The 26,438-nt window shown below is 54.4% G+C and carries 19 protein-coding genes and 1 other RNA gene; 7 read left to right on the top strand and 13 right to left on the bottom strand.

Annotation, left to right across the window (positions count from 1 at the left end; translation table 11 throughout):
* The first annotated feature begins 146 nt into the window (after positions 1-146).
* Positions 147-1,010 (top strand): universal stress protein, encoded by an 864-nt coding sequence (locus B9K09_RS09830; RefSeq protein ID WP_087516635.1) that lies wholly within the window; start codon positions 147-149, stop codon positions 1,008-1,010.
* A gap of 13 nt (positions 1,011-1,023) precedes the next feature.
* Here the strand turns inward: B9K09_RS09830 and B9K09_RS09825 are convergent, their stop codons facing one another.
* Positions 1,024-1,323: a hypothetical protein gene (locus B9K09_RS09825; RefSeq protein ID WP_087516634.1), complete on the bottom strand. Its 300-nt coding sequence runs from the start codon at positions 1,321-1,323 to the stop codon at positions 1,024-1,026.
* Positions 1,324-1,824: 501 nt separating this feature from the next.
* Between B9K09_RS09825 and B9K09_RS09820 the strand changes: the two genes are divergently transcribed.
* Positions 1,825-2,742: an AraC family transcriptional regulator gene (locus tag B9K09_RS09820; RefSeq protein WP_087516633.1), complete on the top strand. Its 918-nt coding sequence runs from the start codon at positions 1,825-1,827 to the stop codon at positions 2,740-2,742.
* 131 nt (positions 2,743-2,873) lie between these two features.
* Here B9K09_RS09820 and B9K09_RS09815 read toward each other — a convergent pair whose 3' ends face one another.
* The 7 genes from B9K09_RS09815 to dnaX form a co-directional block, all read right to left on the bottom strand.
* Positions 2,874-4,022: an acyl-CoA dehydrogenase family protein gene (locus tag B9K09_RS09815; RefSeq protein ID WP_087516632.1), complete on the bottom strand. Its 1,149-nt coding sequence runs from the start codon at positions 4,020-4,022 to the stop codon at positions 2,874-2,876.
* 197 nt (positions 4,023-4,219) lie between these two features.
* Complete coding sequence (locus tag B9K09_RS09810; RefSeq protein ID WP_087516631.1) at positions 4,220-6,664, bottom strand: TonB-dependent siderophore receptor; 2,445 nt, start codon at positions 6,662-6,664, stop codon at positions 4,220-4,222.
* A 112-nt stretch (positions 6,665-6,776) separates the two neighbouring features.
* Positions 6,777-7,736 carry a FecR domain-containing protein gene (locus B9K09_RS09805; RefSeq protein WP_087516630.1) on the bottom strand — a complete coding sequence of 320 codons (960 nt, stop codon included), beginning with the start codon at positions 7,734-7,736 and terminating at the stop codon, positions 6,777-6,779.
* 1 nt (position 7,737) lies between these two features.
* Complete coding sequence (locus B9K09_RS09800; RefSeq protein ID WP_087516629.1) at positions 7,738-8,250, bottom strand: sigma-70 family RNA polymerase sigma factor; 513 nt, start codon at positions 8,248-8,250, stop codon at positions 7,738-7,740.
* Between the two features lie 167 nt (positions 8,251-8,417).
* A complete protein-coding gene (recR, locus tag B9K09_RS09795; protein WP_087516628.1) occupies positions 8,418-9,020 on the bottom strand; it encodes a recombination mediator RecR in 603 nt (200 codons plus the stop codon).
* A 156-nt stretch (positions 9,021-9,176) separates the two neighbouring features.
* On the bottom strand, positions 9,177-9,503 hold the full coding sequence (locus B9K09_RS09790; RefSeq protein WP_010490263.1) for a YbaB/EbfC family nucleoid-associated protein: 327 nt from the start codon (positions 9,501-9,503) through the stop codon (positions 9,177-9,179).
* 20 nt (positions 9,504-9,523) lie between these two features.
* Entirely contained in the window at positions 9,524-11,620 is a 2,097-nt protein-coding gene (gene dnaX, locus B9K09_RS09785) for a DNA polymerase III subunit gamma/tau (RefSeq protein ID WP_087516627.1), read from the bottom strand.
* Positions 11,621-12,121: 501 nt separating this feature from the next.
* Here dnaX and B9K09_RS09780 point away from each other — a divergent pair.
* Together B9K09_RS09780 and B9K09_RS09775 are read left to right on the top strand one after the other, a co-directional pair.
* Positions 12,122-12,343: a hypothetical protein gene (locus B9K09_RS09780; RefSeq protein ID WP_087516626.1), complete on the top strand. Its 222-nt coding sequence runs from the start codon at positions 12,122-12,124 to the stop codon at positions 12,341-12,343.
* A gap of 245 nt (positions 12,344-12,588) precedes the next feature.
* Complete coding sequence (locus B9K09_RS09775) at positions 12,589-12,876, top strand: DUF3509 domain-containing protein (protein ID WP_087516625.1); 288 nt, start codon at positions 12,589-12,591, stop codon at positions 12,874-12,876.
* Between the two features lie 224 nt (positions 12,877-13,100).
* On the opposite strand, the gene ffs is transcribed toward B9K09_RS09775, so the two are convergent.
* An RNA gene (ffs, locus tag B9K09_RS09770) (signal recognition particle sRNA small type) lies at positions 13,101-13,197 on the bottom strand.
* 546 nt (positions 13,198-13,743) lie between these two features.
* Between ffs and B9K09_RS09765 the strand changes: the two genes are divergently transcribed.
* The gene (locus B9K09_RS09765; RefSeq protein ID WP_010490267.1) at positions 13,744-14,022 is read left to right on the top strand and encodes an HU family DNA-binding protein; all 279 of its coding nucleotides are present in this window, start codon (positions 13,744-13,746) and stop codon (positions 14,020-14,022) included.
* A 98-nt stretch (positions 14,023-14,120) separates the two neighbouring features.
* On the opposite strand, the gene ligA is transcribed toward B9K09_RS09765, so the two are convergent.
* The 4 genes from ligA to B9K09_RS09745 form a co-directional block, all read right to left on the bottom strand.
* Positions 14,121-16,517: an NAD-dependent DNA ligase LigA gene (gene ligA, locus B9K09_RS09760; protein WP_087516624.1), complete on the bottom strand. Its 2,397-nt coding sequence runs from the start codon at positions 16,515-16,517 to the stop codon at positions 14,121-14,123.
* Between the two features lie 69 nt (positions 16,518-16,586).
* On the bottom strand, positions 16,587-17,411 hold the full coding sequence (gene zipA, locus B9K09_RS09755; RefSeq protein ID WP_087516623.1) for a cell division protein ZipA: 825 nt from the start codon (positions 17,409-17,411) through the stop codon (positions 16,587-16,589).
* A 309-nt stretch (positions 17,412-17,720) separates the two neighbouring features.
* Positions 17,721-21,218, bottom strand: a complete 3,498-nt coding sequence (gene smc, locus B9K09_RS09750; RefSeq protein ID WP_087516622.1) for a chromosome segregation protein SMC — start codon at positions 21,216-21,218, stop codon at positions 17,721-17,723.
* Positions 21,219-21,230: 12 nt separating this feature from the next.
* Entirely contained in the window at positions 21,231-21,890 is a 660-nt protein-coding gene (locus tag B9K09_RS09745; protein ID WP_087516621.1) for a GntR family transcriptional regulator, read from the bottom strand.
* A gap of 569 nt (positions 21,891-22,459) precedes the next feature.
* Here B9K09_RS09745 and xdhA point away from each other — a divergent pair.
* Together xdhA and xdhB are read left to right on the top strand one after the other, a co-directional pair.
* Positions 22,460-23,911, top strand: a complete 1,452-nt coding sequence (gene xdhA, locus B9K09_RS09740) for a xanthine dehydrogenase small subunit (RefSeq protein ID WP_087516620.1) — start codon at positions 22,460-22,462, stop codon at positions 23,909-23,911.
* Positions 23,904-26,300: a xanthine dehydrogenase molybdopterin binding subunit gene (gene xdhB, locus B9K09_RS09735; RefSeq protein ID WP_087516619.1), complete on the top strand. Its 2,397-nt coding sequence runs from the start codon at positions 23,904-23,906 to the stop codon at positions 26,298-26,300. Before xdhA ends, xdhB begins: the two co-directional genes overlap by 8 nt.
* The last annotated feature ends 138 nt before the right edge of the window (positions 26,301-26,438 follow it).

Here is a 26,438-nt window from a genome sequence, read left to right as displayed (position 1 = left end):
AAGGCGATACCGGCGTAAATACCGGCGGCACATTATACGAATGCCGCAGCAAACAACCAGCCCAGCAGATTGATTTGCATCAACTACACAGCGCGCAGGATGCATCTATAGTTGATGAAGATGTGCTGATTCCCTGGGAGATAGTCATGCAAGCAATCCGTAGCATCCTCGTTGTGATCAACCCCGAATTGCCGGAAGGTCTAGCGCTGAAGCGCGCCAAGTTGATTGCAGGCGTCACCGGTTCTCATTTACACCTGCTGGTTTGCAGCAATAAAGGAGACCACTCGGCGTTACTCGCAGACGTGAGCAACGTGATGATTGACGAGGGCTTTAGCGTGAGCAGCAACCAAGCCTGGCGTAGCAACCTGCACAACACCATTATTACTGAGCAGCAGGCCGAAGGTTGTGGCTTGGTCATAAAACAACACCTGCCAGACAACCCGCTCAAGCGTGCCCTCCTCACCCCTGACGACTGGAAATTGCTTCGCTATTGCCCTAGCCCGGTACTGATGGTCAAGACCGACCGCCCCTGGACCAACGGCATAGTGCTGGCTGCCGTCGATGTGGGTAACTCGGATGAAGAGCACCAGGCGCTGCACTCTGGGATAATCAGCCATGGCTTCGACATTGCGGGTCTGGCCCATGCCAAGCTGCATGTAATCAGCGCGCACCCAACGCCTATGCTTTCTGCTGCGGACCCGACATTTCAACTCAAAGAAACCATCGAAGCGCGCTATCGTGCAGCATGCAGAGAGTTTCAGGCTGAATACGACATCAGTGAAGATCGCTTACACATCACCGAAGGCCCGGCTGACTCACTGATCCCGCTCACAGCGCACAACCTCGGAGCAGCGGTGACAGTAATTGGTACAGTTGCACGTACCGGAATTTCAGGTGCTTTGGTCGGCAACACTGCCGAGGTCATTCTTGATGCACTTGAGAGTGATGTCTTGGTGTTGAAACCAGACGATATTATCGACCACCTTGAGGCCTTGGTTGTGCAAGCCTGAGGCGCTCACCCTACTAAGCTGCAGCGCGGCTGTGCGGCACGTTGCAGTTAATTTCACGTATCCAGCCTTGTTGCAATGCATGGCTCAGGACTTGGGCAAGTTGCTCACCGCCAATAAATGCTTGCATGGCTTCTGTCGACTCCCAGGTAGCATTGAGCCGCCAACTGGAGCTGAACTGTGGATCGGCTTCTATAGTGAAGGCTGTGCAACCGGCAATAGACGATGCATGATCAAAAGCCTCGCACAAGTATGCCCCGAGCACCTCATCGCAGCCATTGTTTGCCCGAATCAGGGCACGCTGATAAGTCGTCATGTCGCTCTCCATTTATGTAATAACCGCTGCTACTCAGACTGATAAATCAAGTTGCTCTGAGCGGCATATGCCAAACACATGGTTATGGGTAAAAGCCTCGGCATTCATTCACGCCAACGGTTTTGAATACTCTGTAGCGAATGCTGATTGGCTTGGGTGATGCCACTTCAGCAAAAGCTTGTTCGGTGCAGGTTTCACATCTGCTGGAATGTTACGCCAGCTTTGCGCTGCGCTTGGATAGCTGGGCATTACCCTGTAGCTAAGATTACTCAGCCGCGTACTGTTGCCGGTAGCCAATTACTGGATAGTTATTGCCTAAAACTGCACAGTTAAAAGTTTCTGGATGAGCGCCGATCAGCTAAAGCATCTTAAAACGCTGGCATGTAAGCCTCAATTGCCTGTTAAGAGCCAATTTTTGCCTATTCCTGCATTCGTGCATCTCGAGCCACCAATTGCCTGATCTGCCGAGCTAAGCTCTGTGCACTGACCGAGAGACATGCCATGACCAGCCTCGAACAAACACCCCAGTTACTTGCCCAACGCCAAGACCAGCTAGCAGCACTTATAAGCCGCTTACTGCCAGCGGCAGAGCTAATTGAAACGGCAATAAAAGGCGTATTTTTGGCCCGTGCTGATCAGCCATCCCAGCCGATGCCGGTGCTGTACAAGCCAAGCTTGTGCATCATCGCCCAAGGCCGTAAAGAGGTGCGTTTGGCTGATGAAATCTATCAGTACGACCCGCTCAATTACTTGGTTGCTTCAGTACCACTGCCGGTCACCGGACATGTCACGCAAGCTACGCCGGAAAAGCCTTATCTGTGCCTGCGCCTTGATATCGACCCAGCACTGGTCAGTAACCTGATTGCCGACACAGGCCCAATCGGCGTGCCTAATAGCGGCCCACGCCGGGGGTTGTACCTCGACCGGGTAGACCTGCCGCTACTCGATGCAGTCATTCGCTTGGTGCAATTGCTGGAGACGCCTCGTGATATCAATATTCTCGCCCCCTTGATCCTGCGTGAAATTTTCTATCGCTTGCTGCACAGTGACCAAGGCCATCAGTTACATGCGATTGTGATTAACGACAGTCAAAGCCACCGAATTTCCCGCGCCATTGATTGGCTAAATAGCAATTACACCGCCCCTTTGCGGATTGAGGAGTTGGCGCGCGAAGTTAACCTCAGTCAATCAACCCTGCATCATCGCTTCAAAGCGGTCACGGCTCTGAGCCCACTGCAATATCAGAAGCAATTGCGCCTACAAGAAGCCCGACGGCTAATGCTCTGCGAAGGGATTGAAGCCTCGGCGGCAAGTTACAAGGTGGGGTACGAGAGCCCATCACAGTTCAGCCGCGAATACAGCCGGCTGTTTGGTGCTCCGCCATTGCGTGACCTGGCCCGCCTGCGCAGCGCCAGCTAATCAGCAATGTGATGGCCGGGTGACGCTCTCATAGGGCGGGCGTTGCTTTTTCACCTACCACACACCTGCAGATATTCAGGTTTTTGTGCACACTTGGTGGACAAGCTTCGCGTTGTCACACCCTACAGCCGTTACAGGCCCATTTGCTTGCTGATGATTTCGTTCATGATTTCACGCGAGCCGCCGCCAATCGAAAGAATCCGATTGTCGCGATACAACCGCTCGACCAGGCTTTCGCGCATATAGCCCATGCCGCCGAGTATCTGCACGGCGTCATAGGTGATCTTGTCGGCAATGTCGGTGGCGAAGTTCTTGGCCATGGAGATTTCTTTGATCACGCTTTTGCCCGCAGCCATTTGCGCAGCTTGTCGATAGGTGAACTCTCGCGACACTTCCAGCTGCGTGGCCATCTCAGCAAGACGATGTTTGAGCACTTGGAATTTGCCTATCGGCTTACCGAACGCTTGCCGCTCGCGCGCCCACTGTAACGACTCTTCAAGCGCCAACTGAGCAGTCATGTTGGCCATGATCGCCAACGCCAAACGCTCACTCTGAAAGTTAGCCATGATGCAGGCAAAACCCATGTTTTCTGAGCCAATCAGGTTCTCGACCGGCACCCTGCAGTCGTCAAAAAACAGCTCTGCTGTGTCCGAGGCCCACCACCCCATCTTCTTCAGTTTACGGCCGACGCTAAATCCGCGGGTGCCCTTCTCAATCAACAACAAGCTGACCCCACCGAAACCATCGCCACCGGTGCGCACCGCAACGGTGTAATAGTCAGCGCGAACGCCGCTGGTGATAAAGGTCTTGCTGCCAGTCACGCGGTAATAGTCACCGTCACGAATGGCACGGGTTTTCAGGTTGGCCACATCTGAACCGCCAGATGGCTCGGTGACCGCCAACGCCATGATCTTCTCACCGGCAAGCACCTGCGGCACTACGCGATCACGCAAGGCTGGCTTGGCCCACTTGACCACCGGCGGCAAACCGATATCCAGCGAACCTAACCCGGCAACCAAGCCGCCTGAGCCGGAACGCATCAGCTCTTCGCTGGCAGCGACTTTGGCGAATATATCTCCCTCATGACTGCCACCAAACTGTTCTGGGTAACCAATCCCCAGAATCCCTGCGACACCCGCCTTTTGATAAAGCTCACGCGGGAACTCACCGGCCTCCTCCCACGCGTCGATATGCGGAAGGATTTCGCGTTCAACAAAACGCCGGACGGTGTCGCGTACCAAACGATGGGAGTCGTCGAAATAGTCGTGCATGCTGGTCATGAGTAGTGCTCGCCATTTCTTTCGACCATACCAAGCGCTTGCTAGGCAAACAAGGTGAGATACCGGCCATAACGCCGACTAAATCGTCAGCGCGGCAGCAAACTGCTTGAGCCGTGAAAATAAACCAGCACTGCACGCCGTGCGTAATTCAGACCAACCAACGCCGGAACGGAAGCCCCGGCGCTGGATAAGCAGGATCAGAAGTTGTAACTAACCGTCGCGGTGACGTTGCGCTCTTCTCCGAAATAGCAGTAGTCAAGGCTACCGCAAGAAGCTACATACTTTTCGTTGGTCAGGTTGTTGGCATTCAACCGCACATCCACACCTTGCAGGCCCAATTGACCAAGGTCATAACCCACGGATGCGTCAACCAAGGTGTAGGACGGCACCTCAAGCGTGTTCTCGGCATCTGCCCAGCTGTCACCGACATAACGCACGCCAGCCCCAACTTTCAAACCATTGAGGCTACCGACAAGGAAGCTGTAGTCGAGCCACATCGATGCCATGTGCTCAGCCGCCTGTGTGGGTGAGTTGCCTTTATTATCCAGCGTTGGGTCGACGGTACTGATTATCGATTTTGAGTATTCAATATCGGTGTAGGTGTAGCTGCTCAGCAGGCGCACGGCATCGGTCAGTTGCAGACGGGCTTCCAGCTCAAGGCCTTGCGAACGTACAGCGCCGACTGGGCGATAGAAGTCTTCATCCGCGGCTTTGGTTGCGAGGTTCTCCTGGTCGATATGGAACAGCGCTGCGGTGTACAGATCTTCCGTGCCATTGGGCTGGAACTTCAAACCAAACTCCCACTGCTTGCCTTCGGTAGGCGCCAGCGGGTTACCGTCCTGGTCGGCATAGGCATTCGGATTGAAGGACTCCGAATAACTCATGTACGGCGCCACACCGTTATCAAACAGATACAGCACGCCAGCACGACCGGTGAACTGGCTGGGCTCATCTTTACTGGTGCCACCGTAGATTTCGTCTTCTGATTCAACCTTAACCCAGTCCTGACGCATGCCCAGCGAGAAGCGCCAGTTATCCAGGGCAATCAAATCCTGCAAATACACACCGGTTTGCTCAAGACGGCGCGTGGCGCTGCTCGACCAAGCCGGGTTGATTGTCACCGTGCCGCCATAGATCGGGTCGAACGCATCAATGTTGCTGGCACTGCCGGCGGTATAATCAACGCGAGTCTTGCGTCGTTGGTAGTCAAAGCCGGTGACCACAGTATGCTGCGCAGCGCCGGTATTAAATTCGGCCTGGAGCATCGTGTCGATAATCCAGGCATGCAGCTTTTCGTCGGCGCCGGTGTAAGCACGATACAGTTCATTGTCGTTGGCCCAACCTGCTGCATACACCTGCTCAGCACTGACATCCGAGGTTTGATAGCGGAAGTTTTGCCGCGCCGACCACGTGTCGTTGAAGCGATGCTCGAACTGATAGCCAAACATCTGCTGCTCACGCTCAAAGCTGTCTTGATCCGGCTCACCTTCAAAAAAGTGCTCTGAGATATAACGCCCAGCGTGACGGTTGATCGTGCCATCTGCTGGCAGGCCGCCGTGGTAACCACTGTTCGGATCTTTCTGCAGATACGCTTGCAAGGTCAGATTGGTATCTTCGCTGAAATCGATAGAAACGCTGGGCATCAAGGCGTAGCGTTCCTCGTCGGCGTAGTCGAATTGAGTGTCGCCGCTGTCGACTAAACCAGTCAGGCGATAGGCAATGCGCTGCTGGTCATCCAATGGTCCGGTAAAGTCGAAACCAATGCCTTTCTTATTGTTGCTGCCGACAGTCGCCTGGATCTGCCCCGAGGACTGAAACTCTGGCTTCTTGGTCGTCATCGCCGCCAAACCACCCGGCAGGCTACGCCCATAAAGCACTGATGATGGCCCCTTTAGAATATCGATACGCTCAAGGAAATATGGGTCAACCTGCAGACTGCTGTAGGTACCGCTGTCACCCATCATTTTCAACCCGTCGAGGAACAGGTTGTCCACCGAACCGTCATTAAAGCCGCGCATTGCCACATAGTCGTAGCGGTGAGTCGCGCCGTAAGGATTGGTCATCACGCCGGGGGTGTAGCGCATCGCTTCGGCGACGGTTTGTGCGCCTTGGTCATCCATCTGCTCACGGGTTACAACCGACACCGACTGCGAGGTTTCCAGCAGCGGCAAGCTGGTTTTGGTGGCGACACTGCTGTGGGTCGCGTTGTAGCCATCGATGTTGCCCAACGCATTGCCCAGGGCGAAGCCTTTAACGGTTGTTGCAGGCAACTGGGTGACATCGTCACTGTCATTACCATGCAGCGTGTAGCCGCCTTGAGCGTCCTGATTGAGGCGCAGGCCAGTGCCTTCGAGCAAACGCCTGAACCCCTCGTTAACATCGTATTCACCGTTCAAACCCTGAGTCTGCTTACCTTCTGTAAGCCGCGCATCGACCGACAGCATCACCCCCGCCTCACCGGCAAAACGGCTCAATGCAGAAGACAATTTACCGGGTGCAATACTGTACTGACGCACGTGTTGATCCACGGCCTCATCTTGCGCGGCGGTGGACAGCTGCGGCAGAAATGCAAGTGGCAGCATCAGTGCGGCGCAACGCACAGCCTGACGCAAGCGAGTTGGATGAGACTTGGTAGAACGCATCGGATGACCCTTTGACAGATGGTTATATAACTAAGCCAAACGAGTCGTGAAAAAGGGAACCTAAAAATAAAATTAATTCTCATTCGCTAAAACACTGGCCGCATTCAGCGCTTTAACTTGTTCGCGGTTCCAGAGTCACCCACCACGACCAGCGCCGATTGACCCGTATCGGCAAGCTCGCCTCAAGCGCCGCATAGATGCGTTCAGGGTCATGTAACGCAAAGGCACCGACGATGCGCAGATCAGCAATCCGTGGATCAACCGCCAAATAGCCGGGTACATGCTCGGCAAGCTCGCTAATGAAGTCGCCGAGCGAACGGTCATCCGCCAGCAACATGCCGCGCTGCCAGGCATTGCGCGCAGGTGATGCCGGGCTGATGCGGCCAATCTGCCGTTGATCGAACCACACCTGCTTTCCGGCTTGCACCACCTCGGTCGCACCGCTTTGACAGGTAATTCGTACCGCGCCAGCAAAGACACTAAGCAAGCTGCCGTTCTGGCGTTTGCGCACGCTGAAACGAGTGCCCAGCGCCTGCAGTCGGCCATCGCTGGTTTCAACACACATCGGCCGCGCGGGTTGCTGAGTATCAGTTGCACTTTCGAGTAGCAACTCACCTTGCCATAGGTGCACCAGCCGTTGCTGGTGGTCGTAAGTGATATCAACTGAGCTGTTGCTGTTCAGCCACAACTGGCCGCCATCAGCCAAGCGTATTTGCTTGATTTGCCCCGTTGTACTGGCCTGATCAGCCAGCCAACCCTGCAATGCTCTACGCGACACCGCCAAGCTCAGCACTGCGCCGCCGCTGAGTAGTAATAGACCGGCAAGTACCTGGCGCCGGGTACGAGCGCCCGATTGCAAAGCACTGCGTACAACTCCGCGCTGAGCCACAGGCAACGTCTGGAATTGACCGCTGATCTGCTCCACCTGGTGCCAGGCGACTTGATGCGCAGGATTACTCGCGATCCATAGCTGCCATGCCTCGCGTTGCTGGTCGCTGACCTGCTCGCTGGCTAACAGCGCGAACCATTGCGCGGCTTGTTCAAGGACGTGGAAATCGCTTGATGCAGACACGCTATTCTTGCGCCAGCATCAAGCAATGCAGCATGGCTTGCGCCATATACTTTTTAATCATGCGCTCAGAAACACTCAGACGCTGGGCGATGACAGCGTACGTCAACCCATCAAGCTGCGATAACAGGAACGCCTGACGCACCTTGCTCGGCAGACGCAGAAGCATGGCGTCGATGGCCAATAGGGTTTCAACTATCAACTCGCGTTCTTCGGGCGAAGGCGCCAATGCTTCTGGCTGCGCAGCCAAGGCATCAAGGTAGGCACGCTCAACTGACTGGCGACGCCAGAAATTAACCACCAATCCATGGGCGATGGTTGAAAGATAAGCTCGTGGCTGGCGCAGCGAAGCTAGATTTTCAGGTGAGCTGAGCAAGCGCACAAAAGTATCTTGCGCCAGATCCGCGGCGTTATGCGCACAACCAAGACGCCGGCGCAGCCAGACATTCAGCCAACCATTATGGTCAGTGTAGAGACGTTGTACATACTGCTCGGAAGACAACTCAACCACCGACATTGCGCGCACTCACAGGCATCTTTTATCAGAAGACGCTAATGGTAATGCTTCTCAATAGCAAATATCCAGTGGCTTGCAGCAATCAGTCGCTTAGGCTTGGCAGTCACCCTGCACTGTCGTGCATTGGCAGAGTGGCAATGCACAGGATTAGCGTGCGCTCAGCTCGCTTAAACAGTGATCGGTCGACGCCCTGCCAGAGCGTGCGCCAAGGTGCCGCCATCGACTAACTCCAACTCTCCGCCCAGCGGCATGCCGTGAGCAATACGCGAAGCGATCATGCCTTTATTGGCTAACAGTTGAGCGATGTAGTGTGCGGTTGCTTCACCCTCAACCGTCGGGTTGGTTGCCAGAATCACTTCACTAAAAGTGCCTTGCTGCTCAATGCGAGCGAGCAACTGCGGGATACCAATAGCCTCAGGCCCAAGCCCATCAAGCGGCGACAAATGGCCCTTGAGCACAAAGTAACGGCCGCGAAAGCCTGTTTGTTCGACAGCGTAAACATCCATCGGCCCTTCGACCACACACAACAGCGTGTCGTCGCGCCGTGTGTCTTGGCAGATGTGGCAAATGTCTTCTTCACTGAGCGTGCGGCACTGCTGACAGTGGCCAACACCTTCCATCGCCTGCGTCAGGGTCTGTGCTAAACGCAAAGCACCACTGCGATCACGCTCAAGCAACTGCAAAGCCATACGTTGAGCAGTCTTCTGCCCCACTCCCGGCAATACTCGCAAGGAATCGATTAACTGACGAATCAATGGGCTAAAGCTCATGGCAATACTCGTGTGGGCAATACAGCGAACAATTTGAGGGTCATCCAAACCTGTCAGCTGAAGAGCACGGCAGGATGAAATACATCTGGGCTGGTCAGTAAAACATCAGCCCAGATGTATAAGCAGTCATACGATTTGACTGCAGGCAGAGGTTCCTTAGAAAGGCATTTTAAAGCCTGGCGGCAGTTGCATGCCGTCAGTCATGCCTGCCATTTTACTCTGGCTGTTCTGCTCAACTTTACGCACAGCATCGTTAACAGCAGCAGCGATCAGGTCTTCAAGGATTTCCTTGTCTTCCTGCATCAGGCTGTCATCCAGGCTGATGCGCTTGACGTCGTGGCGCCCTGTCATGACAACACTGACCAAGCCTGCACCGGATTGACCGGTTACTTCTGCATTGGCCAATTCTTCCTGCATTTTCTGCATTTTTTCTTGCATCTGCTGCGCCTGCTTCATCAAGCCGGCCATGCCGCCACCTTTCATCATGGTGTTGTCCTCGGTATTCAGGGGTTAACTGGGGTATCAATCGGTTCAATACTTTCCGCACGGATTACTGCGGTGAACTGCTGGATCATTTGCTGCACATAAGAATCGCTGTTGATCGACTCTTCTGCATCACGCTGGCGATTCGCGCGCTTGCGTGCAGCGGCCTGTGCAGGGGTTTCCTGTTCAGGGGTAATCAATTCAATTTTCAGCTCGATGGCGCGGCCTTGCTGAGCATTGAGCGCATCATTCAAACGACGCTGCTGAGTCGCATTGAACAACGCGCTATGGCCGGGATCAAGGTGCAACAACCAGCTATCGCCTTCCACCGAGATAAGCGTGCAATTAGCTGCAATGCTACCGGTCATGCCCGACAGACCCAACTCGGGAAACAACTGCAACCAATCGGCCGCGAGTCCGGTTGCGGGCTGCATGGCGGGTTGTGGTTCAGCCTCGGCCGGTAGCGAAGGCTCAACTGAGTCGAAGTCGTAATCAATCGAGTCAGCATCTACTTCTACGTAATCATAATCCAGTGGCGGCTCGTCATCATCCGCTTCGTCGGCTTCTGGCTCAGCCACGGCAATCACCTGAGCGCCCTGCTCGATTGCCTCGATGATTTCAGCCGGCGGATTAACCAACTCAGCAGCCGCTTCTACGCCGACAAGTGGCTCACTCGCTTGTTCTTCCCAAGGCAAGCTGGTTACCGCAGGCGCGGTACTTGATTCAGGCGCGGCAGCAACAACCGGGGCCGGTGCAGGCGCAACTTCAGCCACTGGCGCTGGCTGATCAGCTATAGCCTCTACTGCGGGTTCAGGCACCGGCTCGGCAACGGGCTCGCTAGCGACTGTTGCCGCAGGGGCCGTTACTGGCTGAGTCGTCACAGGCGCAGGCGTCTCTATTACCGGATTAAGAGGCGCCGGAATAGCTGCCGGAGCTGCTTGTGCAGCGCCAGCCACTGATTCTGGTTGGGGATTAGCAGTGGCTTGGCTAATCCCTACTGGCTTTAGCGCCACCCTCGGCGCGTCGTCGGTATCGGCGGGCCTGAACGCCAGCATACGCAGCAGCACCATCTCAAAGCCGCTACGTGGATCCGGTGCCAGTGGCAAATCGCGACGACCGATCAAACCCATCTGGTAATAAAACTGGATATCTTCCGCAGGTAACGCCTGCGCCAACGCCATCACTCGTTCGCGATCGCCTTGGCCATTATCGACTGCATCGGGCAGCGCCTGGGCAATTGCCACGCGGTGCAATACATTGAGTATCTCAGCCAGCACGCCAGCCCAGTCAGGACCTTGCTCAGCGAGATGACGCACAGCATCGATCACGCCGCGCGCATCGCCTTCAAGCAGTGCATGCAGCACCCCGTAAACCTGGCCATGATCAAGTGTGCCGAGCATTGCCCGCACGTCAGCGGCGAGCACTTTGCCTTCGCCGAACGAGATCGCTTGATCGGTCAAGCTCATGGCATCACGCATTGAGCCATCAGCTGCACGGCCGAGCAGCCACAGCGCGTCATCCTCAAAAGGAATCTGCTCGACACCCAATACATGAGTTAAGTGTTCAACTACCCGCTCAGGTGGCATGTTCTTCAGCGAAAACTGCAAGCAACGCGAGAGAATTGTCACTGGCAACTTTTGCGGATCAGTGGTGGCCAGCAGGAATTTAACGTGCGGTGGCGGCTCTTCAAGGGTTTTCAGCAAGGCATTGAACGAGTGCGAAGAAAGCATGTGCACTTCGTCGATCAGGTAAACCTTAAAGCGACCACGGCTTGGCGAATACTGCACATTGTCGAGCAGCTCACGGGTGTCTTCAACCTTGGTACGGCTCGCGGCATCGACTTCAATCAGGTCGACGAAGCGCCCCTCATCGATTTCCTTACAGATCGAGCAGGTGCCGCAAGGTGTCGAACTGATACCCGTTTCGCAGTTCAGGCACTTGGCAATAATCCGCGCGATTGTGGTTTTACCCACACCACGGGTGCCAGTGAACAGATACGCATGGTGTAAGCGTTGGCTGTCCAGAGCATTGATCAGCGCTTTGAGTACGTGGGTCTGCCCCACCATTTCACTGAATGTGCGCGGACGCCATTTGCGTGCAAGAACCTGATAACTCATCGAAACCCGTCGCGTGAGGAAGCAAAAGTGAGCTAATCCTAACGGAGCACCGGGCAAATTGCATCTGCTCTACAATGCTATAAATGCAGGCTAGCTAAATGACCAATAAAAGCACTGGCTATTTTTTGATCAGCCGGATATCATGCTCGTTGTTCGTACCACGCTGTAAGTCAAATAAGCCCAATGTCATAAGACGCTAAGTCGAAAGACTTAAAGGCCCCCTCGTTGGATTCAAGTTCAGAGCGCATTCGTATAACGGTGCTACACAGCTCTCAACCAAGACCCACCCTGCTGACTGATCAGGCTGCCACGCTTAAGCGATAACGCCCGCCTGCCTCCGAAGTACAGACCCGATTAACCCGCCGCTAACGATATCGTTACTGGAACTTAGTCGCGCAACTTCGCTCCGATTACATTAAGACCGCCAGCCTGAACCGGGCCGGATGTTGGAGCTTTATCCGCGCAATGATGCGCATGTAGCTTTAGGAAACACCCAAAAAAATGAATACACATATACAAATTCAGGATGCCATTCGCACCCTATCCAGCGCATTTGCGCCATTTGATTGCCGCATTCTCGCTGCACGCAAAGGCAGCTTTAGCTTCACCATTGTCAACCAGGCTGGCATAGCCAAGCACAGCCAGCGCCTGTACCCAGGCCAATACAATGGCGAACGCCTCCAGCAAGTAATTGAGCGCGCCCGCGAGTCACTCGCAGCATAAGCTCTCAGCGCTCTCTTCTCAGCGCTCTCTCCTGACGCCAAACAGAACCCGTTTCATTGAATATGAAACGGGTTTTAGTGCTATGACGCAAAATAATCCTAGTAGCAAAAACACGCCTAACCCGCGGCTCTAGCAGTGTTTTCAAGCATTTTTACCGCTAAATGACTGCAAAACAACCGACAAATAGCGAACTTTGCAGCTAGACTCGCGTCTAACTGAATCACCGCACAGGATGGAATAAAGTAATGGATAACACTATTCAGTCGAATGTAGAGAACCTGTTTGCCCCGCTGCGCACCACCTTCAGCTCGCCACGCCCAGACGGTAGCATTGTGCTTTCGCTGCTTGATGAAACCGAAACCACGGTCTACAGCCGCGTGCTCAGCGCAGCACAGCTCAATGACACCGAGAGCTTCGCGCAAAGCCTTGAAGAAATCCGCTTGGAACTGGCCGTACGCTCAGGCTCGATCCCCGCAGAAATGCGCAAAGCCCTGAAAGAGCAGGACAGCGTTCTAAGCTATCGCATTGCATGATCCCAGCCAAAACAAAAAGCCCCGCAATTGTGGGGCTTTTTTATGGCGTGCAGCTTTAGCGCGCAGCAGCGATCAATCGCAATAAACCAATGACAAAGATTAGTCGCGTTCTGATGCAGCTATAGACATTGAAGAGATAGAGATGGAGCAGTTAGATACTGCAACGCCAAGGGCGCATTTGGCTGATAAATCCCCACGCTGAAGGATTTATAGATTGGAGGCGGTCCCACCAGCCACACCCCGGCACACAATGTTCCCGCTGTGGCTGCTTCCTTCCGGATCTGACCAGGTTCACGGGTAATCGTTGCGGGGGGACCGGCAGGACCACCATCACGCTGCCCACTAGAAGCGAGCCGCGCCATTGTACCGGCTTGATTTAAAGTTACAACCGGTTCAAGCACTTAGCGATAAAATAGCTCGTCTCCTGCGGCAAATGGCAGACCCAACCGCTCGCCCCCAATAGCGTCACACCCGATCACAATCGGTGCGCCAGCTCATTGCTGAAAAGTTGATATGAATCACGGCCTAACCCAGGCAAAAGACTGATGCTAGCGCCGAATAATGGAGCGACTAGGATTTAGATCGTCCACATCTAATGGACGCCAAGTCATCACGGCTTATTGATCAAGCGGCCTGAAAAGTTCAAGTGCTAGCCATGCAGCGCATGGTCTAGCGCAGGCATGCCGGCCAAGTAGCGTGATTATTATTAATCGCAGAAATGCATTCCCAACGGAATTTCTTGTCGAACTGCGAGTCAGAAACAGGTCGCTATCTTTAGGCAATAGCCTATAAACAATACCTGCGACTCAAAACGCAGTAACCTGCGCGGGCACGACAAGAGCCCTCAATCAATCAAGGAGCTACAACATGGCTATGACCAAAGACCAATTGATCAGTGATATCGCCGAAGCCATCGACACCCCTAAGACCACTGTACGTGCCGCGCTTGATCAACTGAGCGAAATAGTAAGCGATGCGCTGGAAAACGGTGACGAAATCACTCTTCCTGGCATTGGTAAGCTGAAAGTAACTGCACGTCCAGCACGCACCGGGCGCAACCCGCAAACGGGCAAGGCCATCGAAATTGCAGCCAAGAAAGTCGTTAAATACGTGCCAGCCAAAGCACTGACTGACGCCATCAACTAGGCGTCACAGAGAGTCGGCAAGACCTCGTTAAGCCGTAGGTAAGCCGCACGATGCACCGCTCAAGTCAATTCAGCCGAATGCTTGAGCGGTTACTTGATTTAACCGGTTACCCCGTAGTCGGCCAGCACCGCCAGAAATGCCTCCTCGTCCAGCACCCTCAAGCCCAAGTCATTAGCCTTTGCCAACTTTGAGCCCGCACCGGGGCCGGCAACCACGCAGCTGGTTTTAGCCGAGACCGAACCGGCGACTTTAGCGCCCAACGCCTCAAGCTTTTCTTTGGCGACATCCCTACTCATGATTTCGAGACTGCCGGTAAGCACCCAGGTCTGCCCCGCCAGCGGTAAGCCTTCGAGCTGCTTTTTTTCGCTCTGCCAGTGCATGCCAAACTCGAGTAACTGTTGCTCTATAGCGAGTGCATGCTGAGCGTTAGCGGGGTTATCAAAGAACTCGCGCAAGGATTTAGCCGCTTTTTCGCTGAGTCGCTCAACCTGGCGTACATCCAACCAGTCGGCATCAATAATGCCCTGCACAGAACCGAATTTACTGGCCAGTCGTTCGGCCCCTGTCGCCGCAATAAAAGCGATGTTCAATTTGGCGATAAAACCGGCGAGTGTGGTGCTTGCTGCAAACTCAGGGTGCAAATCACCTTCTTCTTGTAACTCGATACCCCGGGCAATTAATTGGCCGATTACCGACTGATTATGTTCATCGGCAAAAAAACTATGGATCTCATGCGCCACTTCTAAACCGACATCAGGCAAATAGGTCAACACTTCAGGCAAGGCTTGACGAATGCGCACCAGCGAGCCCAAGGCACGCGCTAACAGCTTGGCAGTCTCTTCGCCTACATCAGGTATCCCAAGCGCATAGATAAACCGTGCCAGCGTCGGCTTACGGCTTTGCTTGATCGCCTCAAGCAGGTTGTTACTCGACAACTCAGCAAAGCCTTCCAGCCCAACGATCTGCTCGAAGGTCAGGGTGTATAAATCCGCTGGTGAATTAACCAAGCCCTCATCAACCAGTTGCTCAACGCTCTTCTCGCCCAAGCCCTCGATATCCATGGCCCGGCGTGAAACAAAGTGGATAATTGCCTGCTTGAGCTGAGCGCCACAGGCCAGACGGCCCACGCAGCGGTAGATTGAACCATCAGTAAATGACTCCTTACCCTTGCTGCGCTTAACCAATTGCGTACGTTCAACAGCAGAGCCGCACACCGGACACTGCCCTGGAACCTTGACGCTGCGTTGCTCAGACTCTTCAGGGCTCCAGTCTGGTCGTCGCTCAGTAACCACCTGCACCACTTGCGGAATGACATCGCCCGCGCGACGAATAATCACCGTGTCGCCAATCATCAGGCCGAGACGGGCAACCTCATCCATATTGTGCAGCGTAGCGTTCGACACTGTAACGCCAGCGACTTTTACCGGCTTTAACCGCGCAACAGGGGTTACAGCACCCGTACGACCGACCTGAAACTCAACTGCAAGCAGCTCGGTGAGCTCTTCTAGCGCCGGAAATTTATGAGCGATGGCCCAACGTGGCTCGCGCGCCCTGAAACCAAGCTCGCGTTGCTGGGCCAGGCTGTTGACCTTGAACACAACCCCGTCAATCTCGTAGGCCAGCGCCGCTCGACGCTGGCCAATGTCGTGGTAGTAATCGAGGCACGCTTGTGCGCCTTTCGCCAACTTCAACTCACGGCTAATGGGCATGCCCCAATCTCTGAGCGCGTGCAAGATCCCAATATGAGTTTCTGGCAAATCGCCGTGCACTTGGCCGATGCCGTAGCAACAGAATTCCAGCGGGCGACTGGCAGTAATTTTCGAATCGAGCTGGCGCAAGCTGCCGGCAGCGGCATTACGCGGATTGGCAAAAACCTTGCCGCCCTGCTCCATTTGCCTGGCGTTAAGCGCCTCAAATCCGGCTTTGGACATAAACACTTCGCCACGGACCTCAAGCACCTGCGGCCAACCTTCGCCTTGCAGCTTCAGCGGCACGTTGCGAATGGTACGCACGTTGACGCTGATATCCTCGCCCGTGCTGCCGTCACCGCGCGTAGCGCCACGCACCAGCATGCCGTTTTCATACAGAAGGCTGACCGCAAGCCCGTCCAGCTTAGGCTCACAGCTGTATTCAACCTCTTGCACCGAACCGAACAGATCACCAGCCGACCGGTCATCCGCAGGCAGATCCAGCCCCTCACGAACACGACGATCAAAACTCTCCAAGTCTGCTTCTTCGAAGGCATTCCCCAAGCTGAGCATGGGCACTTCATGCTTAACCTCGCCGAACGCCGACAGCGCCAAGCTACCGACTCGCTGGGTTGGCGAGTCAGGGGTGACCAGGTTGGGATGCTGCGTCTCTAGCGCTTTGAGCTCGTGAAATAGGCGGTCGTATTCAGCATCAGGAATACTCGGCTCATCGAGTACGTGATAACGATAATTATGCTGATCCAGCTCGGCGCGGAGCTGCAAGATACGTTGGGCGGCGTCAGTCATGTTGGTCTCTCAGAAACACAGAAAGCAGCCAAAGCTGCTTTCTGGAAATCACGCGAATGTAAGTTGCGCTTAACGCTTGTTGGTCAGCTGACGACGCTCAAACTCGACGATACGCTGACGATAATGCTCGATAGTTTGCGCGGTCATCACACTGCGCTGATCATCTTTGAGTTCACCGTTAAGCTCATGGGCAAGTTTACGCGCAGCTGCCACCATTACATCAAAAGCTTGCTTAGGATGACGCGGCCCCGGCAGGCCCAGGAAGAAACTCACAGCGCGAGTACTGAAGCCTTCGATGTCATCAAGATCGAAAGTGCCTGGTTTGAGCGCATTGGCCATGGAGAACAACACTTCGCCATTACCGGCCATGCTTTCATGGCGGTGGAAAATATCCATCTCACCGAAACGCAAACCGCTTTCCAGAATATTTTGCAGCAATGCCGGGCCTTTAAAACCATTGGCATCACGAGCAATCACGTTGATGACCAAAACCTCATCAACAGGCGCTTGATCCTTACTGGCGGCCTTTGTCGCCCCACCAGACTTGGGGTCCTCGTCAACAGGATTGAGCAGCGTCGGCACCGGCTCGTCCACATCCAGGTTCAAGTCACCTTGCTGCGGCTCATTACTGCGCCGACGGCTCGACTCACGCGCACTCATAGACGGCAAGTCATGCTCATCCAACGAAGGCTCTTGATGCTGTTTATCAATTACACGCGGGGGACTCAGCAACTCAGGATCGCTATCTTCATCCGGCAAGTTGGACAGGTTCCGATCAAGCTTGAACTTCAGCTTACCTTTACCGCCACGCATCCGGCGCCAGCCATCAAACAAGATGCCAGTAATTACAATAATGCCGATAACGATCAGCCACTCGCGTAGACCGAATTCCATGAAATACCTTAACCCCTAATGACAATTAATATACACAACGGAAGCATTCAATCTCTGCTCCGATAACTCAAAAACGTGGCACCAACTCGATGTTGTTATTGGCATATTCCACGTGTAACAAAAGTGGGCGTTAAGCTAGCACGACGAAAGGTAACTTTACACTGCCGGTGAGTTTGAAAACACACTACAACAGTAGGCTAAAACGATGAAAAGGTGAAAAAAACACCTTATATCAAGCTACCTGTAACATTTTGCTCAAAACTTGATCAACCCACCCGCAAACACCAACCTCTAAGCCCACCGATATGTCTAGGCATCCACCATCGCCAACGCCTCTTCGACATCCACCGTAACCAAACGCGAACAGCCCGGCTCATGCATCGTCACCCCCATCAGCTGATCAGCCATTTCCATGGCGATCTTGTTATGAGTGATGTAAATGAATTGCACTTTTTCGGACATCTCTTTGACCAAGCGCGCATAGCGTCCAACGTTGGCATCATCCAACGGTGCATCTACCTCATCAAGCATGCAAAACGGTGCAGGATTAAGCTGAAAGATTGCAAAAACCAGCGCTAGTGCAGTCAATGCTTTCTCACCACCGGAGAGCAAATGAATCGTACTGTTCTTCTTGCCAGGCGGCCTCGCCATGATTGTTACACCAGTATCGAGTAGATCTTCGCCCGTGAGTTCCAAATAAGCTGTGCCGCCACCAAAAACCTTTGGAAATAGCGCCTGTAAACCGCCATTTATCTGGTCGAATGTTTCCTTGAAGCGATTGCGCGTTTCGCGGTCAATCTTGCGAATTACGTTTTCCAGGGTTTCCAGCGCTTCGACCAAATCTGCATCCTGGGCATCCAAATAGCGCTTGCGCTCGGATTGCTGCTGATACTCATCAATCGCGGCGAGGTTAATCGGTCCAAGACGCTGAATCCGCGCAGCCATGCGCTCCAGTTCTTCTTCCCATGATTTCTCACTGGACTCGCTCGGCAGCGTTGCTAAGACACCATGCAGATCATAATTATCTTCGCTCAGTTGGTCCTGCAGGGCTTTGCGCCGCACTGTCAGCGATTGCCACTCCATACGCTGCTGCTCAAGCTGACCGCGTAAAAGCTGAGACTGCTGCTCGGCCTGAGTCCGACGCTTTTCAGCATCGCGCAACTGCCGGTCAGCATCCTCAAGCGTCAGGCGCGCCAACTTCAACTCATCCTCGACCCCCATACGACGGTCGAGCAACTCTTCGAGTTTGATCCGTAACTCTTCGAGTGGCGCAGCGCCTTCTTCGAGGTTGAGGTTGAGTTGCTCACGCCGCTCATGCAGGCGCTGAGACTGCAGCTGCAAGCGTTCCAGCGCCTGTCGCGTAGAGTCATATTGCGCGCGCAGTGAACCCAAACGCACGGCTAATTGGTGGGCGTGGTCTTTGTGCTGACGCGCATCCTGGCGAACTCGATCAAGCTGCTCACGCAACTGATCGCGACTGGCGAGCAACGCTTCGCGCTGCTCGTTGTCCTGCGCCATCGTATCCAGCGCCTCTTGCAATTGTAGGCGCGATTCACCCAGTTGCTCCTGCTCAAGCTGGCGCTGGCCAGACAGCTCGGTTAATTCGCTGTCGAGCCGCTGACGCCGTAACAACAACTGCTCAGCCTTGGCCTGAGTCGCTGACAGCTGCGCCTTGAGCTCACCTAAATGCCGCGACTGATCTTGCAACTGGCGCCGCTGCTGCTCACGCAGTTCTTCATGTTCAGTCTGTTTTTCAGCAAGATCAAGCAATTGCTCTTCAAGTAAGCCCAGCGCCGCTTCACGCTCAACACATTCGAGACCAAGCCGCTCAAGCTCCTGCCCGCGCGCCAGCACGCCACTTTCGGCTTCGCTGGCACGCCGCACACGCAAGAAGTGTTTGCCGACCCAATAGCCGTCACGACTGATCAGGCTTTCACCACTGCCAAGGCTGCCGCGCAACGCCAGCGCTTGATCAAGGTCCGCAACCGGACGAACGCTGCCCAACCATGGCTCTAAGTCAAAAGCCGACTCAACCTTGTCGAGCAGGCTGCCAGCAACCCTCTGGCCATTTACAGCCGGGCTTAGCAGGCGCAGATCACCTTGTTCAAAACCTGAAAAATCCAGTTGCTCCAGATTAACGCCATCATCCAGCAGCACCGCTTGTAGATCGGCACCGAGTACAGTTTCGACCGCCAGTTCCCAGCCACTTTCAACCCGCAACCCTTCAGCCAGGCGCGGGCGATTAAGCAACTGTTGCTCACCTAGCCATTCAGCGGCGCCCTGCCCCGGTTCTAAGGCTGCCTGCTGTAAAGCCTCCAGCGAGGCCAGGCGACCTTGCAAGCGTTGCAGTTCGCCCTGAGCCTGTTGTTGCGCTTGGCCAGCTTGCGTCAGCTCGCCACGCAGCACCTGCAAGCGTTCGCCCTGCTGAGCCTCGGCGGCCTGAAGCTCTTCAATGCTTAGTTCGCTGACTGCAACTTGTTCGCCCAGCTCAAGCATGGCCGCGTCTTCAGGGTCAGCTGCCAGTTGTTCTAGTTCATCGCCAAGGCGGCGCTGACGCTCAGCTAAACGCTCAAGACTCTGCTCCAACTGCTGAATGCGTGACTGTTGCACCTCCGCTTCGCGGCGCGGTTCAGAGGAGCGCTGATTGAACACTTCCCACTGCTCTTGCCAGCCGTGCATTGCGGTTTCAGCCAGTTCAAGCGCTGCCGCTGACTCTTCAGCCGCAGCAGCGGTCAGTTCCTGCTCAGGCTCAAGTTGCGCCAGCTCCTCGCCAAGGGTCGCCGCCAAGGTGCTGTCATGCCCTAAATGCGACTCAGTTTCCTGACGTGAGCGCTCCGCTTCGTTGAGATCATCCTGCAACTGGCGTACGCGCTGCTGACCATGTTGGATACTTTGCTCGACACGGGCAATATCACCGCCCACCGAATAAAACCGCCCTTGCACCAGATTGAACTGTTCAGACAATTCATGATGGCCATCACGTAAGCGCTCAATACTGGCATCCGCATTGCGCTGCTCTGCGACCAGCGCCTCAAAGCCAACTTCCTGATCACGGATAATCGACTCGCGCTGCCCCACCTGTTCATTCAGGGCTTGCCAGCGCAGGGCCGTGAGTTGTGCCTTGAGTTGGCGTTCTTCAGCTTTGTATTCCTGATACTTCTCAGCAGCTTGGGCCTGACGGTGCAGGCGCTCCAACTGACGCTCCAGCTCTTCGCGCAAGTCAGTCAGACGCGCAAGGTTTTCATGGGTGCGACGAATCCGGTTCTCCGTCTCACGACGGCGTTCCTTGTATTTAGAAATACCCGCAGCTTCTTCGATAAAGTTGCGCAAGTCCTCGGGCTTGGCCTCGATCAACTTGGAGATCATGCCCTGCTCGATAATCGAATAGCTACGCGGCCCCAGACCCGTGCCAAGAAAGATGTCGGTAATGTCGCGCCGCCGGCACTTTGTACCGTTGAGAAAGTAGGTATTTTGGCTATCGCGAGTTACGCGGCGACGAATCGAAATTTCAGCATAGCCCGCGTACTCACCGACGAGAGTGGAGTCGGAGTTATCGAAAATCAGCTCGATCGAGGCCTGTGTCACGGGTTTGCGTGTGTTCGAGCCGTTGAAGATGACATCGGTCATCGACTCGCCACGAAGGTTTTTCGCCGAACTTTCGCCCATAACCCAACGAACGGCGTCGATAATATTCGACTTGCCACAGCCGTTCGGCCCGACAACCGCCGCCATATTGCTCGGAAAGTTCACCGTGGTCGGGTCAACGAATGATTTGAAACCTGCGAGTTTGATCGACTTCAGCCGCATGCAAAGCGTTCCCTAGCGTTCAGCTAATGCTGCCAGCACCAGTTTAGAATTATGTGCGCAGTAACTTTTTAGCACTTCGCGTGCCTGATCTTCATCACGTTCGATGATCGCTTGCAACAGCCTAGTAAAAGTATCGATAAACTGCCCCATTTCACTGCGCCGCAGCTCAAAGGCCAATTGATAGGTGCGGCTGATCGCTGGCAGTAGGTTTTCCACGATGTCTTGCAGGTAAGAATTGTTGGAAAACCCATAGGCCGCGCGCATGATGTCGAAGCTGTTATCTACGAAGGCGTTGATATCACCTTGCTGGTAATTAACGGACAGGCGCTTTTGGATGGCAAGGAACGGCGCCAGATCGGCTTGATCGCGCCAACCGCGTGCAACTGTGCAAGCCAATAAACCGTAAAGTTCAACTACCAGCGCATACAGACTTTTGACGTTATGCGCAGTGAGTTCGGTAACCTGAGCACCGCGTCGCGGCTGGATGATAATCAGGTGGCGGCGCTCGAGTATCAGTAACGCTTCACGCACTGCCCCTCGGCTGACATTAAGCAACTGGGTAACTTTCTGCTCTTGAATCCGTTCACCCGCCTGCAATTCGCCGCGAATAATACGTTCTGACAAATGCTGCGCAATCTGCTCAGCGAGGCTATCCGGGGCCTTGAAGGTCATGGTTTTCCTTAAAACCTAAAGGGTGCTTGCAACAAATATTCGACAGGCGCCTGTTACTCACGACTGTTTGAGCGCAACTACCAAGAGGTTGCACCAAGTCGTTACATGCCACTGGCTTATAGTGCTGAAACTCATTCGCAGGCGCCAAAGTGTAACACAGGGTATTACCGCGCCAGACGCCGACTCACAGCTTGCGCAGATACAAGTTGAACGGCGTCGCCTTGCACGCACCAATCCAACTACCCGCAGTGACGGTTCGTGTAGCAATTACGGGGTTGAGGCAAGTACGTACGGCTGCAACTCAGTAACCCACGCCCCTGCGGAGCAATATCCTGTTTGGCACAAATCCAGCAGTATTTCTCGAACATTTATCGACGCCTGATTTACTCATAACCTCGCGGTATGAAAACAGGCTGACTAAAGAGTCAAATATTAGTTGACCCAAAAGTCAGAAATCACTAGATTTAGTTAAAAGCGAGTCGCCTGGAGCACTGCTGACTTCTCCTCAGCCAGCCTTAAACCAGAAATCAGCAGCTCAAAGACAACAATAAAATGCCTGGAGGTCTTCCTTGATCCAGTTTTTACTTAACCGGGAGCTGCGCACTGAGCAGCAACTCGACCCCAACGTCACTGTGCTCAATTACTTGCGTGAGCACCTTGGCAAACCCGGTACCAAAGAAGGTTGTGCCTCTGGAGACTGCGGTGCCTGCACCGTAGTGGTTGGCGAACTTGAGATAAATGAAGGTCGCGAACGCATTCGCTATCGCACACTCAACTCGTGCCTGACCTTTGTTTCTTCGCTGCACGGTAAGCAACTCATCAGCGTTGAAGACCTAAAGCATCAGGGCCAACTGCACAGCGTGCAGCAGGCTATGGTTGATTGCCACGGCTCGCAATGCGGCTTCTGTACCCCGGGTTTTGTCATGTCGTTATTTGCCCTGCAAAAGAACAGCAACGGCTACAACAAGGCTGAAACCCTCGAAGCACTTGCCGGCAATCTGTGTCGCTGCACCGGCTACCGCCCTATTATCGACGCGGCGGAACAAGCCTGCTGCCAGAAACAGCCAGACCAGTTCGACACTGCCGAAGCGCAAACCATTGCCTTGCTGAAAAGCATCGCCCCGCTTGAAACCGCCGAACTCAACAGTGGTGACAAACGCTGCCTGTTGCCGCTGACCGTGGCGGATCTAGCCGATATCTACGCCGCCAACCCGCAAGCGCGCTTGCTTGCAGGCGGCACTGACTTGGCGCTTGAAGTCACCCAGTTCCACCGTGAACTGCCAGTGATGATCTACGTCGGCCACATCGAGTCGATGAAACGCATTGAGGTCAACGCTGAAACAATTGAGATTGGCGCTGCGACTGCGTTAAGCGATTGTTACTCGGCACTCGCCAAGGACTACCCGGACTTCGGTGAGTTACTGCACCGTTTTGCCTCGTTGCAAATCCGTAATCAGGGCACGCTTGGCGGCAACATCGGTAATGCCTCGCCGATTGGCGACGCCCCGCCGCTGTTGATTGCCCTTGGCGCACAGATTGTGCTGCGCAAAGGCAATGAGTCGCGCACGCTACCGCTCGAAGACTACTTTATTGATTACAAGGTTACGGCTCGTCAGGAAGCCGAGTTTATCGAGAAGATCATCGTGCCTCGGGGACAAGCCAATCGAGCATTCCGTGCCTATAAAGTGTCGAAGCGTTTGGACGATGATATTTCTGCGGTCTGCGCAGCCTTCAATATCGAAGTAGCAGACGGCGTGGTGCAAAGTGCGCGCATCGCCTTCGGCGGTATGGCAGCGATCCCAAAACGTGCCGCCGCCTGTGAAGCGGTACTCAACGGCGCCGCGTGGTATCCAGGCGTTATAGAACAAGCCTGCACAGCCCTTGCTGAAGACTTCACGCCACTTAGCGATTTCCGCGCCAGTAAAGAATACCGCCTGCTTATCGCACAAAATCTGCTGCGTAAGTTCTTCCTTGAAATGCAAGCTCCAGAAGTTGAGACACGGGTGACTGCATATGTCTAATCACATCATTCAAAAAACTCAGGCAGAACTGGCTGAACTGTTCCGTGCCGACCTCACTACCGGTGTTGGCCGCAGCGTCAAACACGAAAGCGCAGCCAAACACGTTTCAGGCGAAGCCACCTACGTCGATGACCGTTTGGAGTTTCCCAACCAGCTGCATATCTACGCACGCATGAGCGACCGCGCACACGCGCGCATTATTAAAATCGATACAGCGCCGTGCTACGAAATTCCCGGCGTTGCCATTGCCATCACCAGCAAAGACGTGCCCGGCCAGCTGGATATCGGCGCAGTGGCTCCAGGTGACCCATTACTCGCCGACGGCAAAGTTGAATTCGTTGGCCAAGTAGTGCTGGCAGTTGCCGCGGACAGCCTGGAAACCGCACGCAAGGCAGCAATGGCGGCGGTTATTGAATATGAAGACCTTGAGCCAGTGCTTGATGTGGTCGATGCGCTGCGTAAGAAGCACTTTGTGCTCGACAGCCATCAGCACAAGATTGGCGACTCTGCTGGCGCCTTGGCGACTGCGCCGCACCGCTTGCAAGGTAGCCTGCATATCGGTGGGCAAGAACACTTTTACCTGGAAACCCAGATCTCCTCAGTAATGCCTACTGAGGACGGTGGGATGATTGTCTACACCTCAACGCAGAACGCCACCGAAGTACAAAAACTGGTAGCTGAAGTACTGGGCGTGGCGATGCACAAGATCGTCATCGACATGCGCCGCATGGGCGGTGGTTTTGGCGGCAAGGAAACCCAGGCAGCGGGCCCCGCATGTTTATGCGCCGTGGTTGCTCACCTCACGGGCCGGCCAACCAAAATGCGCCTGCCGCGTGTTGAAGACATGCAGATGACCGGCAAGCGCCACCCGTTCTATGTCGAATACGACGTTGGTTACGACGACGACGGCTTGCTGCACGGCATCCAGCTTGAGCTGGCCGGTAACTGTGGCTACTCACCTGATTTGTCGGGCTCTATCGTTGACCGGGCGATGTTCCATTCAGACAACGCCTACTTCCTCGGCAACGCGACCATTAACGGCCACCGTTGCAAGACCAACACCGCCTCAAACACCGCCTACCGTGGTTTCGGTGGCCCACAAGGGATGGTCGCTATCGAGCAAGTGATGGATCATATTGCCCGCGCGCTGGGCAAAGACCCACTTGAAGTGCGCAAGCTCAACTATTACGGCAAAGAAGATCGCAACGTTACCCACTACTACCAAACGGTAGAGCACAACTTGCTGGCCGAGATGACCAGCGAGCTCGAAGCCAGTAGCGACTACAGCAAGCGCCGTGAAGAAATTCGAGCTTTCAATGCCAAAAGCCCAGTGTTGAAGAAAGGCTTGGCGCTGACGCCAGTGAAATTCGGTATCAGCTTTACCGCCAGCTTCCTCAACCAGGCAGGCGCACTGGTGCATATCTATACCGACGGCAGCATCCATCTCAATCATGGCGGCACAGAGATGGGCCAAGGCCTCAATACCAAAGTCGCGCAAGTTGTGGCTGAGGTTTTTCAGGTCGATATTTCACGCATCCAGATTACCGCGACCAATACCGACAAGGTGCCCAACACTTCGCCGACTGCGGCATCCAGCGGCGCGGATCTTAATGGTAAAGCTGCACAAAATGCAGCTGAAACCATCAAGCAGCGTTTGGTCGATTTCTTGGGGCACGAGCATAAAGTCAGCGCAGAAGACATCGAATTCCGCAACGGCCAAGTACGGGTGCGCGATCAGTTCATTGCCTTTGATCAAGTGATCCAGCAGGCCTACTTTGCTCAGGTTTCACTGTCCAGTACCGGCTTCTACCGCACGCCGAAGATCTTCTACGATCGTAATAAAGCTGCAGGCCGTCCGTTCTACTATTTTGCTTACGGTGCTGCGTGCTCCGAAGTAATAGTCGACACCCTGACCGGTGAATACAAAATGCTCCGTAGCGACATTCTTCACGATGTCGGCGCTTCGCTAAACCCGGCAATCGACATTGGCCAGGTTGAGGGTGCCTTCGTTCAGGGCATGGGCTGGTTGACCATGGAAGAGTTGGTTTGGAATGGCAAAGGCAAGCTGATGACCAATGGTCCGGCGAGTTACAAGATTCCAGCCATCGCCGACATGCCGCTGGATCTACGGGTAAAACTGGTCGAGAACCGGAAAAACCCAGAGGACACGGTATTCCACTCAAAAGCCGTCGGTGAGCCACCCTTCATGCTGGGTATTGCCGTCTGGTGCGCGATTAAAGATGCCGTCGCCAGCTTGGCTGACTATCGCCAGCAGCCAGATATCGACGCGCCTGCAACACCTGAGCGCGTGCTTTGGGGTGTTGAACAGATGAAGCAGAGTTTGCAACCCGCTATATCCGTTGCTCGTGAAGCTGTGGAACCCGTCTAAGCGTGCTTACTGAACGGCGCGCCAGCGTGCCGTTCAGCTTGATTAGATGTTTTCTCAATGGTGAACAACAATGACAATAACCAGCGAAAATTTAACTGAAACAAGCAAAGCGCCAACACAAACGTTGCCGCCGTTGTT

The organism is Pseudomonas sp. M30-35 (genome assembly GCF_002163625.1).
Taxonomy (GTDB): Bacteria; Pseudomonadota; Gammaproteobacteria; order Pseudomonadales; family Pseudomonadaceae; genus Aquipseudomonas.
This window is presented reverse-complemented; position numbering and strand designations above follow the sequence as displayed.